Here is a 15,925-nt window from a genome sequence, read left to right on the forward strand (position 1 = left end):
AATAGTATATTATATAGATATATAATATATCGGTTATTTACTAGGAGGAGCCTGTCACAATAGGTTTCTCCTGTTCTTTTTTAGGGGCCTGTCTTACAGGCTTTTCTTTAAAGGGTAAATAACTGAAAATTAAGAACTATAATCTTTGAAAGAGGTGGGCATACACATAATAAAAAAGGGATTGTTTAAGAGAGGGGGATAAGAAATGGCTTTGTTTGGTTATCCACTTGAAACAATTTATTTATACGGATTTATTATTGCTACTATACTCACTGTTATTTATATCTTTTTTGGAGATATATTTGAATCCATATTTAGTTTTGGAGGCGGATCTGTATCCGTTGTTACTTTATTACTTAGTTTTTTCGCCATGTTATGTGGACTTAGTTATATAGGAGAATATTTATTTTCCTTTAATAGCATTCTTATTTTCGGGTCTGCATTTGCTATATCCTTTATTGGTGTTTTCATAATGAAAATATTAATTTTAAAGCCGATTGCAGAAGCAGAACAAAACACTGTGCAGCGTATGGATGAATTTATTGGTTGTAAGGGAGAGGTCATTACGACTATTCCTACAGAAGGGTTTGGTGAAGTATTAATTTCCTCCCAATTTGGAAACAATGCAATCCTAGCTAAAACAGTTGGAAAGAAAGATATTTCACAAGGAACTGAAGTTATTATCGAGGGAGTCCAAGATGGTGTTCTGCTTGTACAGAACATTGCTTATTCTTTAAAGAAACCAAAATTATAAGGGGGAATTTACATGACGATTCCATTAATTATCGGTGGAGTATTACTCGCAATTTTAATTCTACTCATTTTAGTATTCATTACAAAGTATCGAACAGTTGGACCAGATGAAGCATTAATTGTTACTGGAAACTGGCTTGGTGGCGGGAAAAATGTAGTTACCACTGATGATGGAAAGAAGATTAAGATTATTCGTGGCGGCGGTACTTTCGTAGTTCCGATTATGCAAAGAGCAGAGCCTTTAAGTCTATTAAACTACAAATTAGAAGTGGGAACACGTGATACGTATACGAAACAAGGTGTACCGATTACAGTAAATGGTGTTTCTATTATTAAAGTAGGGTCTACCATTGAAGAAGTTTCTACAGCAGCTGAACAATATTTAGGAAAAGAAACAGAAGAGTTGAAAATAGAAGCAAAAGAAGTTTTAGAAGGGCATCTACGTGCTATTTTATCTTCTATGACAGTAGAAGATGCCTATAGTAATAGAGAGCAATTTGCTCAAAAGGTACATGAAGTAGCTTCTACAGATTTAAAGAAGATGGGACTTCGCATCGTTTCCTTTACAATTAAAGAAATCATGGATAAGAACGGTTACTTAGATGCACTTGGTCAGCCACAAATTGCGATGGTTAAGCGTGATGCAACAGTTGCAAATGCAGAGCGTGAAAAAGAGGCGCGAATTGAAAAAGCTCGTGCTGAGAAAGAAGCGAAAGAAGCTGAGTATCAACGTGATGCACAAATCGCTGAAGCTGAAAAACATAAAGAGTTAAAAGTACAATCTTATAAGAGAGACCAAGAACAAGCTCGCGCAGATGCAGATCTTTCCTATGAATTACAACAAGCAAAAGCGCAACAAGGTGTTACAGAAGAGCAAATGCGAGTTAAAATCATTGAGCGTGAAAAGCAAATTGAATTAGAAGAAAAAGAGATTGCGCGTCGTGAAAAGCAATATGATGCCGAAGTAAAGAAAAAGGCAGATGCAGATCGCTATGCTGTTGAACAATCAGCAGAAGCGGAAAAAGTAAAACAAATGAAAAAAGCAGATGCAGATCAATATAAAATTGAAGCGGAAGCAAGAGCACGTGCAGAAGAAGTTCGTGTAGAAGGTTTAGCGAAGGCGGAAATCGAAAAAGCGCAAGGTCAAGCAAAAGCAGAAGTACAAAAAGCACAAGGTACAGCGGAAGCAGATGTTATCAGATTAAAAGGTTTAGCAGAAGCGGAAGCAAAACAAAAAATTGCAGAGGCATTTGAGTTATATGGCCAAGCGGCGATTATGGATATGGTTCTTAACATGCTTCCAAGTTATGCGAAGGAAGTTGCAAGCCCACTTAGCAACATTGATAAAATTACAGTTGTCGATACAGGTGGCGGTGGTAAAAATAGCGGTGCCGGAAAAGTTGCAGGTTATGCGACTGATTTAATGGCAACGATGCAAGAAACATTAAAAGCTTCTTCTGGCATTGATTTAAAAGAGTTATTAGAAGGATTTGCTGGAAAAGGAGCAGTACAACAATTATCAAACGATAAACCTGTTGTATCTGTAGTAGAAGATGCGAAAAAAGAAGTAGAAAAAGATAAAGAATAGTAAAGCGGTAGGAACCTCTAGTAAGTGAGATACTAGAGGTTCTTCTGTGAATTATAATATTTCGAATAATATACATTTTTATATATTGTTTTAATTATTTAATTTATATAGAATGAAAAAGGTATGTATCAACTCTTCAATAGAGAAAGAGTTGATACATTTGAATCGTATGATTTATATAAAGAAATTAAATGTAAAACAATTACATTTAAAACGGTATGGAGGGGGAGAAATATGTTTCAAGGGAAATTAAGGAGTAGTAGTTTAAAAGCAAAGTTACTTGTGTCATTTGTTATCATTTTGATTCTTCCAAGTATTGTAATTGGTTGGACGTCTTATCAGCAAGCAAAGACAAACTTTAATGAGACGATTTCACAATCGGCGAAAGACAATATAAAAATTTTGGATAATGTAATTAATAAAGAATTGGATAGTAAAAAAGTAGATGCAGTTTATTTTACGAAACTATTTACACAATCAAGTTACCAAACGGATCAAATACAAAATATCCAAAATAAACTAGAAGAATATAATAAGTTACATCCAGAACTGGAAGCCATCTATACTGGATCCAGCAATGGGCAGTTTATTCAATCACCGTCTATTCAAATGCCAGAAGGATATAATCCTACAGAAAGAGATTGGTATAAAGAGGCAGTGAAAAAAAGTGGAGAAGTAATTATTACAGCTCCATATAAATCAAAAACGACAGGAAATATTGTTATTACAATAGCAAAACAAAATGAGGATAAGAGCGGTGTTCTTGGTATTGATTTAATTATTAATGATATCGTAAACACTTCAAAGATGGTTAATATCGGTAAAAGTGGATATGTAGCAATTTTTGATCAAGATAAAAATGTGGTAGCACATCCAACGATGAAGCCAGGTGATAAGGTAGAAGAGAAACTTGAAAAAGAGTTGTACAAACAAGAAACAGGTGATTTTAATTTCAGATTAGATGGTGAAGATCGTCATATCACTTTTAAAACAAATAAGATAACTGGATGGAAAATAGCAGGAATTATGCCTGCAAAAGAAATTATTGAAGCTGCTGAACCTATTTTCTATAAAACGATAACTGTTATTGGTATTTCATTAATAATTGGCGGGATTTTAATTTACTTCATAATTGCTTCTATTATTAATCCGTTAAAACAACTTGTTATATCGTCGAAAAAGATTAGTGAAGGCGATTTAACAGAATCCATTACAGTTCATTCTAAAGATGAAATTGGACAGTTAGGAGAAAGCTTTAACGAGATGGCAGCATCATTACAGAATGTCATTTCCAATATAAATACTTCAGCAGGTCATGTAGCGGCATCTTCAGAAGAATTAACAGCTAGTATGAAGCAGACGAGTGAAGCAACGGAACAAATTACACAAGCGATAGAGCAAGTGTCGAGTGGAGCGAAAATACAAACGAAAGAAGTCGAAGAAGGCGCAACATTATTAGAAGAAGTTACAGAAGGAATTCAACGTGTGGCAGACAGTTCTTCATTAGTATCCACAGCATCTATGTATACGAAGAAAAAGGCTGAAGATGGTGGGAAGTTAGTTGAACAAACGGTGAATCAAATGCAATTAATCCATGAGTCTGTTTCACAATCAGATAAAGTTATTGTTTTGCTAGATGATAAGTCGAAACAAATTGGAGCAATCCTTGAGGTAATTCAACATATTGCAGAGCAGACAAATTTATTAGCATTAAATGCTGCAATTGAGGCTGCGAGAGCTGGAGAACAAGGAAGAGGATTTGCAATTGTAGCAGATGAAGTGCGAAAGTTAGCAGAACAATCAGGACAGTCTTCTACGGAAATTGGAAAACTAGTAAAAGAGATACAATTTGACATAAAAGAAACAGTAAGCTCTATGAAGCAAGTTGGAACAGAAGTACAATCAGGACTTGTAGTTGCAAATGAAACGAAGCAAAGCTTCGCTGAAATATTGAAGTCTACAGATGATACAGTTGTACAAATTGATAGTATGGTAGAAGTAGCGGAACAAATGACAGTAGATGCAAAACAAGTTAGTGCATCTATTAATGAAATTGCAGCTACAATTGAAGAAAATGCAGCAAGCGTTCAAAATATTGCTGGTTCTTCAGAAGAACAATTAGCTTCGGTAGATGAAATCAATGCAGCAGCAGTTCATTTATCGCAAATGGCAGAAGAATTACAAGAGATGATTGGGAAATTTAAAGTGTAATAAAAAATGTTAAGAAACGAGGTAGTAATTGTACTTCGTTTCTTTTTTTGTGAAGATAAAAATAAAGAAATATAGAGTAACCGTGTTATGATTAGTTGTAATCGCAAAAGACTGTAAATTCATTAAATTCTATCTTTAATTATGTTAGGGGAATGGTTTTGAAATTTAAAAAGTTAAAACTACAACCGAGAATCACAATAACAATTAGTACACTTATTCTAGTCGTACTTCTATTAACAAGTTATTTATTTTATTACATATTGTCTGAAACGGTAGAAGAGCAAATTGGGAAACGGGCTTTGCATGTTGCGAAAACAGTTGCTGCTATACCTGAAATAACGGAAGCTTTTCAAAAAGAAAACCCAGCTTCTATCATTCAGCCAATTGCAGAAAAAATTCGAATTGATACAGATGCTGATTTTATTGTAGTTGGAAACAAAGAGGGGATTCGATATGCACATCCTAAGCGAGATAAAATAGGAGAAGCAATGGTTGGTGGAGATAATAAAGGAGTTCTAGTAGAAGGAAAATCTTATATTTCGAAAGCAACTGGATCATTAGGTCCTTCATTACGCGGCAAAGTTCCAATCCGTAATCAGGAAAATGAAATTATAGGCGTGGTGTCTGTTGGATTTTCAATGGATGATATTCATGGAGCGGTAGAAGTATATGGAAAGCGTGTATTTTGGATTACAGTAATAGGTCTTTTAATCGGGATAATTGGTTCTATATATTTAGCCGGAAGTATAAAAAGAATGATGTTTGGGATGGAGCCAGAAGAAATTTCATCTTTATATGAAGAGCATAGTACAGTGATTCAATCTGTACGTGAAGGGATTATTGTAATTGATCACAATGGCATGATTAGTTTAGTCAATCAAGCGGCTTATGATATTCTTTCGTTAGATGAACAGCGTAATATTATTGGAGAATTTATTTTAAATGTAATTCCTAATTCAACGATACTAGATGTACTTCAAACTGGTGAAGAACAGTTTGATCGTCAATTAAATATAAAAGGGCAGGCTGTTATTGCGAACCGTCTACCTATTAAAGTGAAAAATAAAGTAACTGGCGTCGTATCGAGCTTACGTTTGAAATCTGAAATGGATCAGTTAACAGCAGAGTTATCTCAGACGAAGCAATATACAGAGGCATTACGAGCGCAAACGCATGAATATAACAATTTGTTGTATACGCTTTCAGGTCTTATCCAGTTAGAATCATATGAAGATGCTTTAGAGCTTATTCATAAGGAAACAGCGGTATATCAAGATTTTGTTCAATTTATTATGAAGCGAATTCAAAATCCATGGTTAGGTGGAATTTTAATTGGATTCTATAATAGAGCGCGAGAGTTAAAGATTGATTTTATGCTAGATCGAGAAAGTAGCTTAGATAAATTAAGCCCGCATATTGAGAGTAATTACGTCGTTTCTATTTTAGGAAATTTAATTACGAATGCATTTGAAGCAATTGAAAGAAATGAAGAGAATGATAAGAAGGTAAGGATGTTTGTAACTGATATTGGAGAAGAGATAGTAATTGAAGTGGAAGATTCAGGACAAGGGATTCATGATGAAGTCATTACTAGCATATTTTATAAAGGCTTCTCGACGAAAGAAGGCGGGAAACGAGGATATGGATTAGCAAAAGTGAAAGAGTTAGTAGAAGATTTAAATGGAAGTATTGCAATCGAAAAAGGGGATTTAGGTGGTGCATTATTTATTATTGCATTACCAAAAGAGAGAGGCGAATTGTAATGGGTGAGGAGATTGAAGTATTGATTGTAGAAGATGATATTCGAATTGCGGACATTCATCGTCGTTTTACTGAAAAGATTGAGGGATTTAAAGTAATTGGAACAGCAACGACTGGAGAACAAGCGAAAGAATGGCTAGAGTTTGTGAAGCCACAACTCGTTTTATTAGACGTGTACTTACCTGATATGCAAGGAACCGAACTTGTCACATATATTAGGAATAATTTGCATGATACAGATATTATTATGATTACAGCTGCATCGGAAACAGATGTAGTGAGGCACGCTCTACGAGGCGGAGTAACAGATTATATCGTAAAGCCACTTATGTTTGATCGATTTAAAGCGAGTTTGGAAAGTTACCAAAAAAAGATTGTGCAGTTAAAAAAAACTAATCAATTATCTATAGAACAAATTGAACATTTATGGTCTCAAAGAGGCGTAAAGGGAAATGAAATAGAATATGCCCCGAAAGGGATAGATCCTTTAACTTTAGCAAAAATAAAAAAGCATATGTTAGCAGTTGATGAAGAAGGTATTACGGCAGAAGTGTTAAGCTCAATGGTTGGGGTAAGCCGATCAACAGCGAGGCGTTATTTAGAGTATTTAATATCTGGAAAGAAAGTTCATGCGGAGCTTATATATGGGAGTGTAGGGAGACCAGAAAGAAGGTATTTTCTTGTTTCTTCATAACAAAAAAACAGTAGAGAATTACATTTCTTCTACTGTTTTTTTACGTCTTATATTGGAATAATTCCGATTACAATTCCCGTAATTAACATCACCATTGTCGTTCCAACAGCCCAAAGTAACGTAAAGCGTTGATGTTCACCAAAATCAACTTTGGCCATTCCGACTAATAAATAAGTGGAAGCGACAAGAGGACTTAATAAGTGAACAGGTTGCCCGAGTAATGAAGCACGTCCCATTTCAGCTGCACTAATTCCGTAAGCAGCGGCAGCTTTCGTTAAAATAGGTAATACTCCGAAGTAAAATGCATCATTGGACATGAAAAATGTGAACGGCATACTAAGAAGAGCTGTAATAATCGGTAATTGTGGTCCAAGAGCGTCTGGTATAAGAGTGACTACACTTTGAGCCATTGCATCTACCATTTTTGTTCCTGATAAAATACCAGTGAAAATTCCAGCGGCAAATACGAGAGAAACAACGGCTAATACGTTTCCTGCGTGAGAAGCAATACGTTCTTTCTGTTGTTCTAAGTTCGGATAGTTAAGCATAACAGCAATGGCGAAAGCGATTGTAAATAAAACAGGTAACGGCATAACTTCTAGTATGAGACAGACAAGTAAGGTAACAGTTAATAAAAAGTTAATCCATAGAAGTTTAGGGCGTTTATGAACGGCAGCTTCTACTGTGGCAGCTTGCTCATCCATCGTTTGCATTTGTTTTAAGTATTGTACATCCATAATTCCTAATCGTTTTCTTTCTTTTTTGCCAAGATAGTAAGCAACGAAAACGACCCAAATTGCACCAGCGATCATTCCTGGTATAAGTGGTGTAAAGAGCTCTGATGCGTCTAGTCCAAGAGCACTCATAACCCGAGCTGTCGGTCCGCCCCACGGTGTAAGATTTGTCACTCCTGCTCCTAACATAACAACCCCAGCTAATATAAGTGGATTCATTCCAAGGCGTTTATATAATGGGTACATTGCGGAAACCGTAATCATATACGTTGTTGTTCCATCCCCATCTAATGAAACGATAATAGTAAGAATCGCTGTACCAACAACAATTTTTAAAGGATCTCCTTTTACAAATTTCAAAATCCTACTAATGACAGGATCGAATAAACCGCTATCAATCATAATTCCAAAATACAAAATAGCAAACATAAGCATAATACCAGTAGGTGCTAGTTTTTGAATTCCTTCTAACATCATAGGTCCCATATTTGCATAAAAACCGCCAATTAATGCGAAAGTAATTGGAATTAATATTAATGCTACTAGTGCTGACATACGTTTCGTCATAATTAAAAACATAAAGACAAATACCATCGCAAATCCAAGTAGTGCTAACATGTAATCTCCCCCTCAAGAATGATTGCGCTTTCAAAATGTAACGAAAATTCAGAAAAAGTGTTTTTTATTTATCATAAAAGCATTCATTCAAATGGTAAATAATTTGAAAAATAACATCATTAGAAGCATAATTTTTATTTTGGTCATTTTGTTCACGGTAGTTAATTTGAATTTTTAAAAAGTAAGCTGCTCTCCGTAAGAATGGTAGAATAAGATGAAAATATTGAAGTGTGAAATAGGGAGTAGATTTTATATGAAAACGAGAATTGAAGAGATTTATAGTTCTTATGAAGGAAAAGTAGAAGAGATTTTTGTTAATGAATCTTCTTACGTATATGAGTGGGAAAATTTAATGATGATCCGAAAAAATAACGGTGAGCTTGAAAAAGTTGCGGTCGGTATTAGTGGAAATATAAGGTTAGTAAATGTAGTTGTTGGTCAGCAAATTAATACAGATACATTATTAGTTAAGTTAGAAGACGATTTATTAATTACAGGTTGTGAATGATGAGAGATGTGTAGAAATGGCTACACATCTTTTTTGGTCTTTATATTACAAAAAGTACATTATTTTTTCACAAATCTCACACAACTTTTTGATATGCTCCTTGTGGAAGATACGGTTAGGGAGGAAGTAAAATGAGAACAAAGTATGTGACACTTGCTATATGCTTATTCTTGGTCTTTACAATAGTAGGATGTGGTAAGAAACAAGCAGAGGCTGTAGCAATTGATGAGAAACATGATAAGTGTGATATTTGCCAAATTGGGGTAATGGATAATCAATTTGCAACAGAAGTCATTTTAGAAAATGGAAAAGCGTTAAAGTTTGATGATATCGGTTGTATGTATAAATGGATGGAGATTAATCCAGGTGAAAAGACGAAAGAAAAATTTGTTCGAGATTATGATTCGAAAGAGTGGATTTCGTTAGAAGATGCGACTTACGTATATGATAAAACAATAACGACACCGATGGCTTATAATGTCATTTCATTTGAAAATAAAAAGGATGCAGAAAACTTTGTGTCTAACTATAAAGGGAAAGTTCTTTCATATAAAGAGCTAGCAGAGCATAAATGGGAAATGAATAAAGAGATGATGGGGAACCCGAAAAAGGGAAATCACGGTGGTCATCATTAATACTAAAAAAGACAACTACATAAGTTGTCTTTTTTAGTATTACTCAGGTGCAAATATAGAAAAGGTGTAAAAATTTTAGAAGAACGGTTACAATGGAATATAGTAACCTAAAGCAATCATTTATGTACTTTTTAGAAATGTATACAAATGCGGTAAAATCGTGCTAAACTAATTGCTTCATAATGTTAATGATGAGGCCATCAGGCACATCATTCCAATAGGTTGAGAAACATAGTATAGGTTTTAAGATAATCCGATTAAAGAAGGAATATAAAGGGCTTATGGATAAATGTACTCAAGAAGAGTTATTGTATGTGATGGAGGAATGGTTAAGAAAACATTATCTTTCATAGGAGCTGTAGTTGTGAGAAAACAAAAAATTTTATTATGTATGTTATTAGGACTTTTAATGACGGTAGTGGCTTGCGATAAGCAAGAGGAGCCAGAATCGAAACCGGTTCATGTGAAAAACGAAAAGAAAAAAGAAAAGCATAAAGAACAGGAAGAACCTAAAGAAGAAAAAAGTATAAATTTAATGGACAAACAGTTGCTACTTTCTGCGACTCTTGGAGACACGGAAACAGCTATGAAGCTGATTCAAGATGGAGCCAATATAAACGTAGAAGGTGACAACGGAGAAACTCCTATCCTTGCAGCAACGTATCAAAATCATGTAGAGACAGTTAAAGCATTAATTGGTGCAGGTGCTAATATTGAAAGGAAAGATGAGAAACAAAGTAATCCATTTCTTTATGCAAGTAGAGAAGGATATACAGACATTGTAAAGCTACTAATTAATGCAGGGGTTAATACGAAAGAAACTACTAAATCAGGTGGAACAGCACTCATTTCTGCATCTGAACGTGGCCATGTAGAGGTCGTAAAAGAGTTATTAGAGCATACAGATATTGATGTGAACTATAGAAATGATCGTGGTGGAACAGCTGTAGTAGAAGCAATCGTATTAGGAAATGGTAGTGAAAATCATAAGAAAGTAATTCAAATGCTTATTGACCACGGGGCAGATGTAAATATGGCCAATAAGGAAAATATTACGCCACTGCAATATGCTGAAAAAAGAGGTTTTAAAGATATTGCAAATATGTTGAGGTTAGCTGGAGCGAATGAAGTCGTACAGCCACAACCACAACCGGTGGAATAACAAGATAAAGAAATAAAAAGTACGAAATAATCTCATTTAGATAGACAGAATGAAGAAGTCATTTAGTATGATGGATTCAGTAATGTGTATTTGAATGGGATTTTTGTTTTGAAAAAATTGTTTGAAGAGAGGGTATAGTAAATAAGGAGGATAAAACAATTTAAGCCGAGATTTTACTTGTTTATAACCAACTAGGAATAATAAAGTGTGTAAATGAACATGGCAATAAGAAAGCCGTATCCCAAAAAAGGATACGGCTTTTTTTACAAGGAGATAAGGGATCAAAAAAATGAAGAAGTCTTATCTCTTTTATATGAGTAAAGGGTCTAGAATGAATCTTGTCCTTTTCATTATTTATTTAACTCCATTGCAACTTGTTTGCCATTTACGAAAACCTCTGCCACCGCTACTACAACTTCCATCACTTTTTTCATGTCTCATCTCTCCTTGTTTTTTGTTTCATTTCTTACTTTTAGTATAAGGAAATATAGCACTTGCAACTATCGAATTGGATGACAAGAGACTTACATTGTTGTAAGGACAATCGTTTTATTTGTAATAAATGTGATTTCGAATATGGATTCAGAAATTTCTGTTGTTTTGAACTATAATTAGAAAGAGAGTGGCTTAGAAAGAAGGGGATAATATGAAAAGAATTCTTGTTATTAGTGATATTCATGGAGAAATAGAAAAGTTCGAACAGTTATTAGAAGAAGCTCAATATGATGCAAGACAGGATCAATTGATTTTATTAGGGGATTATGTAGATCGTGGTCCCAATGCGCGTGCTGTAATTGAAAAGGTAAAAGCGTTAAAAGAAGAGGGAGCCCTCGTTCTAAAGGGTAATCATGAAGATATGATGATTAAAGCGTTAACGACTGATGAAGAACGTTCATGGAACCATTGGGTAAAAAGGAATGGTGGAGATAAGACTTTATACAGCTATGGCTTTGTAGAAGAAGATATTGTGGTTAATGAAGAAGCCTTCCAAAAACCAATTTTACAATCGCATGTTTTAGAGGAACATGTAAAATTTATTCAAGAATTAGATCATTACATTGAAACAGAAGAGTATATATTTGTACATGCCGGTGTTGAGCCATTGAAGCGAGTTTCGGAATGTGAACCATATACGTTAATGTGGATACGTAATGAGTTTCATAGTGGGTATAGTGGTGAAAAGGTTGTTGTATTTGGTCATACGGAAACAAAAACGTTTCATGGTAGTGAGAATTGCGGCGTGTATTTTGGGAGTAATCGTATTATAGGGATTGATGGCGGTGCTGTATATGGTGGCCAGTTAAATTGTTTAGAATTGCCGAGTAAAAAGGTGTACGTAGTAAAAAGTTGAAAGAGATAAGGGGAGTCTTATTTCTTTCAATTTTTTATTAAGAAAAATTTAAGAAAGAATTTTTATAATAAATCATTCAAATTTTATATTGAGAAAAACGTTAAAATATAATTATAAATAGAATTGAACAATATGGTGGAAGGTGAGAATATGCGCTTACTCGTAGTAGAAGATAATGCTTCTTTATTAGAGTCTATTGTCCAAATATTACGCGATGAATTTGAAGTAGATACAGCATTGAATGGGGAAGATGGATTATTTCTAGCGTTACAAAATATATATGATGCCATTTTACTTGATGTGATGATGCCAGAAATGGACGGTTTTGAAGTAATTCAAAAAATACGTGATGAAAAAATTGAAACACCAGTCCTATTTTTGACAGCGAGAGACTCTTTAGAAGATCGCGTGAAAGGCTTAGACTTTGGTGGGGATGACTATATCGTTAAGCCATTTCAGGCTCCAGAGTTAAAAGCGAGAATTCGTGCTTTATTACGACGAAGCGGTAATTTAACAACAAAGCAGACTATTCGTTATAAAGGGATTGAACTGTTCGGAAAAGATAAAGACGTTCAAGTAGATGGACAAAGTACGAAGTTAACATTAAAACAATATGAGCTTCTAGAGTACCTTGTTCAAAATAGCGGAAAGATTTTAATGCGTGAACAAATTTTTGATCGTGTTTGGGGATTTGATTCAGATACGACAGTAGCAATTGTAGAAGTGTATGTACATCATTTACGTAAAAAATTAGAGCCATTCGGTTATCAGAAAGATATTCAAACTGTTCGAGGTATTGGATATATATTAAAAGAACAATGAAAAAGGGAAGCATGTTTCAGAAAACACGCATTCGATTGACTATATTGAATTCATTAGTATTTATTATCTTGATAGGTGTATTAGGCAGTATCATTTATTCATACACATATAATCGTATTTATAATGAAGTAGATAAATCGATAGGAAAATCCGTTCAGCATAGAAAGAATTCAGATGATAAAAAACTACCTAAAAAAATTAGGGGATATCCTCCGATTGGGGATCCAAGGATAACGGAGTTAACTTGGCTTGGAAACACAGTGGAGATAGGTATTGAAAACGGCAAACGCCGTTTTATCTTTGAAGATAATTTGGAAAAGTTTTCTCCAAAGAAATTAGGAACTTTGCAAGATATAGAAGTGCAAGGGCAATATTTTAGAACGTTTGCATTTCAACAAGATACAAAAATAGTTCAAATTGTACGCGATATAACAGCTGAAAAAGAAATGTTAAATACTTTATTTTTAATTCTTGCTATAGGTTGTAGCGTAGGAAGTTTATGTGCAATAGGCATCGGCTTTTTCTTAGCCGGCAGGGCACTCATACCCATTCAAAATTCGTGGGAAAAACAGCAGCAATTCGTTTCGGATGCATCACATGAATTAAGGACACCACTTGCGGTTATTCAATCAAAAACGGATGTGTTATTCCAGTCACCATCTGCGACAATAGAAGAAAAAGCGATGGATATTTCTACGATTTCAAAGGAGTGTAGACGGTTATCTAAGCTTGTAACTAACTTATTATTGTTAGCACGTTCGGATTCTAATCAAATTGAGATGGATAAGAGAACATTTGAAATGGATAAATTGTTAGAAGAAATAGTAGATCCATATAAGGAAATTGCTTCATATCAAGAAAAAGAGATGATATTGAAAGTAGAACATGACATATCATTTATGGGTGATAGAGAGAGAATTCATCAAATGATGGTCATATTGTTAGATAATGCGATGAAGTATACAAATGGGGGCGGGCATATTCAAATCGATTGTACGCAAATGAGCAGCTCAATTCGTATACGGGTGAAAGATGACGGGATAGGGGTTAAAGATGAGGACATCCCAAAATTATTTGATCGTTTTTATCAAGGTGATAAAGCGAGAAGTGCGTCAGAAGGAGCGGGATTAGGCCTTTCAATCGCAAATTGGATTGTAGAAAAGCATTATGGGAAAATATTAGTAGATAGCAAATGGGGAGAGGGTACTTGTTTTGAAGTGAATTTCCCTAAAAATCAAAGAATATAAGTGAGAAGACGATCTTGTTTTTACAAGGTCGTCTTTTTTTAAGGGAAAGTTAAGAAACTATTTATAACATGTATGATATACAGAAAGTTCGCCCTATGAAGAAGCGATTATAAAAAGGTATTTGAGCAGATTATATCGATCATAATGTTATTTCGATTATGTATAGGGAATGATGGAAAAGAAAGTGTAAGAGGGAGGAATTAATTTTGAAAAAGAAAATGATGACGGTATTCACTATTGGAGTAATGAGCTTAAGCATATTAGGGGGTGCCTCTCCTTCTGAAACATCACAAGGAAAGACAAATTACACGCAGCGCAGTAAAGAACAATTAAATAATGGAAAGATACATGCGGTGCATACAGAAGAAAAGGCGGAGAATCTAGGTATTGAAACGGAAGGGAAAGAACAAATTACGCTAGAAAAAGAAATTCATGAGACGGAAGTAGGAAGAGAAGCTGAACAGTTAGGAATTTCGATTGAAAGAAAAGACGTTGGAACTCTTTCAGAAGAAATCTATGAAACAAAAGTGAAGCAAGAAGCGTTAAAGCTAGGCATATCTATAGAAAATACAACGATTGTAAATTTAATTAATCAAATTAATACGATTAAAATTAATGATGAAGCGGATAAATTAGGCATTTCGACAAATGGAAAAGAAATAGAAGACATTGCGGAAGAAATCTATGGAACGAAAGTAAGAGAGGAAGCAGGGAAGTTAGGTATTTCACAAAAAGAAAAAGAGATAGAAACGTTAGCGCAAGAAGTGTATGAACAAAAGGTGCAGGAAGAAGCAAAAAAATATCATATTGATTTGTATGGTAAAGATATATATCAAGTATTAAGCGAAATTAATGAACAAAAAGTGTTACAAATGGCAGATGAGCTTAATATGGATAAAACGAATATGAACGTTCAAGAATTAGCAGAAAAAATTAAAAAAGATCAGCCTGAAAAAGGAAAAGAACTAAATTTTGTACCGGTGATTCGCACGGATGCTGATGCGTTTTATTCTTATTTAACGAACTAAAAAGGGTGTGAGAGTGATACGGAGATGGAAGTGGTATATATGTATGGCTTTACTAGCTATAGCAGTATGGAATGTATATAAAAATGGCATTACAAAGTATGTGGAGAAGTTAACATTCTTCAATATACAAAGCGGAAAAGAAGCAGATTTTAGTAATAATGATGAAAAGGTCATCTTATCGAATGTACCTTTAATTCAGCAATTACCAGAGCTAGATAGAGGCTGTGAAGTGACTAGCTTAGCGATGATGTTACAATATGCAGGCATTACAGTGGATAAGATGCAATTAGCAAATGAAATAAAGAAAGTTGATTTTATGAACGATGGTGTACGTGGAAATCCGAATGAAGGATTTGTAGGGAATATTTATACCTTTTCTGAATCTGGATATGGTGTATATCACGGACCACTTTTTCAATTAGCGAAAAAGTATTTACCTAATAAAGCTGTGGACTTAACAGGGAAGAGTATAGAAGAACTTTATAAGAGTGTACAATCAGGACAACCGGTAGTTATGATTACGAATGCAACATTTGCGCCATTAGATGAAGATGAATTTACTACATGGGAAACAAATAGCGGAGATGTTTCTATTACGTATAATGAACATTGTGTAGTACTGATTGGATACGATGAAGAATTTGTATATATTCGGGATCCTCTCGAGGATAGCCTAGATGTAAAAGTGCCGAGAGGAAAATTTGAAAAGGCATGGATGCAAATGGGGAGTCAGGCGATTAGTTATGTGAAAAGCTCTAAATGAATTAGTAAGGAAATAGATGTAAGGAACTGTAAGAGGAGTTTTTGTGGGTG

General features: G+C 34.5%; 14 protein-coding genes and 1 pseudogene. 14 read left to right on the forward strand and 1 reads right to left on the reverse strand.

The window, feature by feature from the left end:
- Positions 1 to 205 precede the first annotated feature (205 nt).
- The 6 genes and pseudogenes from JDS99_RS21015 to JDS99_RS21035 all read left to right on the forward strand — a co-directional run bounded on the left by JDS99_RS21015 (position 206) and on the right by JDS99_RS21035 (position 7,007).
- Positions 206 to 754, forward strand: coding sequence for an NfeD family protein (locus JDS99_RS21015; RefSeq protein ID WP_001173145.1), 549 nt, complete (start codon positions 206 to 208; stop codon positions 752 to 754).
- A 12-nt stretch (positions 755 to 766) separates the two neighbouring features.
- A complete protein-coding gene (locus tag JDS99_RS21020) occupies positions 767 to 2,341 on the forward strand; it encodes a flotillin family protein (protein WP_000154996.1) in 1,575 nt (524 codons plus the stop codon).
- A 234-nt stretch (positions 2,342 to 2,575) separates the two neighbouring features.
- Positions 2,576 to 3,610, forward strand: a pseudogene (locus tag JDS99_RS32800) (HAMP domain-containing protein); the annotation flags it as partial.
- An 81-nt stretch (positions 3,611 to 3,691) separates the two neighbouring features.
- Positions 3,692 to 4,552 (forward strand): methyl-accepting chemotaxis protein, encoded by an 861-nt coding sequence (locus tag JDS99_RS32805; protein ID WP_472926335.1) that lies wholly within the window; start codon positions 3,692 to 3,694, stop codon positions 4,550 to 4,552.
- 152 nt (positions 4,553 to 4,704) lie between these two features.
- Positions 4,705 to 6,315 (forward strand): ATP-binding protein, encoded by a 1,611-nt coding sequence (locus JDS99_RS21030; RefSeq protein ID WP_088061766.1) that lies wholly within the window; start codon positions 4,705 to 4,707, stop codon positions 6,313 to 6,315.
- Positions 6,315 to 7,007, forward strand: a complete 693-nt coding sequence (locus JDS99_RS21035) for a response regulator (protein WP_088061768.1) — start codon at positions 6,315 to 6,317, stop codon at positions 7,005 to 7,007. Before JDS99_RS21030 ends, JDS99_RS21035 begins: the two co-directional genes overlap by 1 nt.
- A 47-nt stretch (positions 7,008 to 7,054) precedes the next feature.
- Here the strand turns inward: JDS99_RS21035 and JDS99_RS21040 are convergent, their stop codons facing one another.
- Positions 7,055 to 8,359, reverse strand: coding sequence for a CitMHS family transporter (locus JDS99_RS21040; protein ID WP_000880452.1), 1,305 nt, complete (start codon positions 8,357 to 8,359; stop codon positions 7,055 to 7,057).
- Positions 8,360 to 8,612: 253 nt separating this feature from the next.
- Here JDS99_RS21040 and JDS99_RS21045 point away from each other — a divergent pair, with 253 nt between their 5' ends.
- From JDS99_RS21045 to JDS99_RS21080, 8 genes are all read left to right on the forward strand, one after another.
- Entirely contained in the window at positions 8,613 to 8,867 is a 255-nt protein-coding gene (locus tag JDS99_RS21045) for a hypothetical protein (protein WP_087983445.1), read from the forward strand.
- A gap of 131 nt (positions 8,868 to 8,998) precedes the next feature.
- Positions 8,999 to 9,502, forward strand: coding sequence for a nitrous oxide reductase accessory protein NosL (locus JDS99_RS21050; protein ID WP_149213944.1), 504 nt, complete (start codon positions 8,999 to 9,001; stop codon positions 9,500 to 9,502).
- A gap of 289 nt (positions 9,503 to 9,791) precedes the next feature.
- Positions 9,792 to 10,664 carry an ankyrin repeat domain-containing protein gene (locus JDS99_RS21055; protein ID WP_097857531.1) on the forward strand — a complete coding sequence of 291 codons (873 nt, stop codon included), beginning with the start codon at positions 9,792 to 9,794 and terminating at the stop codon, positions 10,662 to 10,664.
- A gap of 646 nt (positions 10,665 to 11,310) precedes the next feature.
- Positions 11,311 to 12,015: a metallophosphoesterase family protein gene (locus JDS99_RS21060; protein ID WP_048562841.1), complete on the forward strand. Its 705-nt coding sequence runs from the start codon at positions 11,311 to 11,313 to the stop codon at positions 12,013 to 12,015.
- A 150-nt stretch (positions 12,016 to 12,165) separates the two neighbouring features.
- Complete coding sequence (locus tag JDS99_RS21065) at positions 12,166 to 12,837, forward strand: response regulator transcription factor (protein WP_088061772.1); 672 nt, start codon at positions 12,166 to 12,168, stop codon at positions 12,835 to 12,837.
- On the forward strand, positions 12,834 to 14,084 hold the full coding sequence (locus tag JDS99_RS21070) for a sensor histidine kinase (RefSeq protein WP_472926334.1): 1,251 nt from the start codon (positions 12,834 to 12,836) through the stop codon (positions 14,082 to 14,084). Before JDS99_RS21065 ends, JDS99_RS21070 begins: the two co-directional genes overlap by 4 nt.
- Positions 14,085 to 14,290: 206 nt before the next feature.
- Complete coding sequence (locus tag JDS99_RS21075) at positions 14,291 to 15,112, forward strand: transporter (RefSeq protein WP_088061776.1); 822 nt, start codon at positions 14,291 to 14,293, stop codon at positions 15,110 to 15,112.
- Positions 15,113 to 15,125: 13 nt separating this feature from the next.
- A complete protein-coding gene (locus JDS99_RS21080) occupies positions 15,126 to 15,875 on the forward strand; it encodes a C39 family peptidase (protein WP_142291672.1) in 750 nt (249 codons plus the stop codon).
- Positions 15,876 to 15,925: the final 50 nt, after the last annotated feature.

Origin of the sequence: Bacillus cereus group sp. N6 (genome assembly GCF_016483705.1) — a bacterium.
GTDB lineage: Bacteria > Bacillota > Bacilli > Bacillales > Bacillaceae_G > Bacillus_A > Bacillus_A wiedmannii.

Bases quoted from the DNA above. Each gene is read 5' to 3' on its own strand.
- JDS99_RS21015 (WP_001173145.1), top strand. From the start codon at position 206: ATGGCTTTGTTTGGTTATCCACTTGAAACAATTTATTTATACGGATTT.
- JDS99_RS21060 (WP_048562841.1), top strand. From the start codon at position 11,311: ATGAAAAGAATTCTTGTTATTAGTGATATTCATGGAGAAATAGAAAAG.
- JDS99_RS21035 (WP_088061768.1), top strand. From the start codon at position 6,315: ATGGGTGAGGAGATTGAAGTATTGATTGTAGAAGATGATATTCGAATT.
- JDS99_RS21055 (WP_097857531.1), top strand. From the start codon at position 9,792: ATGTACTCAAGAAGAGTTATTGTATGTGATGGAGGAATGGTTAAGAAA.
- JDS99_RS21050 (WP_149213944.1), top strand. From the start codon at position 8,999: ATGAGAACAAAGTATGTGACACTTGCTATATGCTTATTCTTGGTCTTT.
- JDS99_RS21030 (WP_088061766.1), top strand. From the start codon at position 4,705: ATGGTTTTGAAATTTAAAAAGTTAAAACTACAACCGAGAATCACAATA.
- JDS99_RS21020 (WP_000154996.1), top strand. From the start codon at position 767: ATGACGATTCCATTAATTATCGGTGGAGTATTACTCGCAATTTTAATT.
- JDS99_RS21040 (WP_000880452.1), bottom strand. From the start codon at position 8,359: ATGTTAGCACTACTTGGATTTGCGATGGTATTTGTCTTTATGTTTTTA.
- JDS99_RS32805 (WP_472926335.1), top strand. From the start codon at position 3,692: ATGAAGCAGACGAGTGAAGCAACGGAACAAATTACACAAGCGATAGAG.
- JDS99_RS21070 (WP_472926334.1), top strand. From the start codon at position 12,834: ATGAAAAAGGGAAGCATGTTTCAGAAAACACGCATTCGATTGACTATA.
- JDS99_RS21045 (WP_087983445.1), top strand. From the start codon at position 8,613: ATGAAAACGAGAATTGAAGAGATTTATAGTTCTTATGAAGGAAAAGTA.
- JDS99_RS21065 (WP_088061772.1), top strand. From the start codon at position 12,166: ATGCGCTTACTCGTAGTAGAAGATAATGCTTCTTTATTAGAGTCTATT.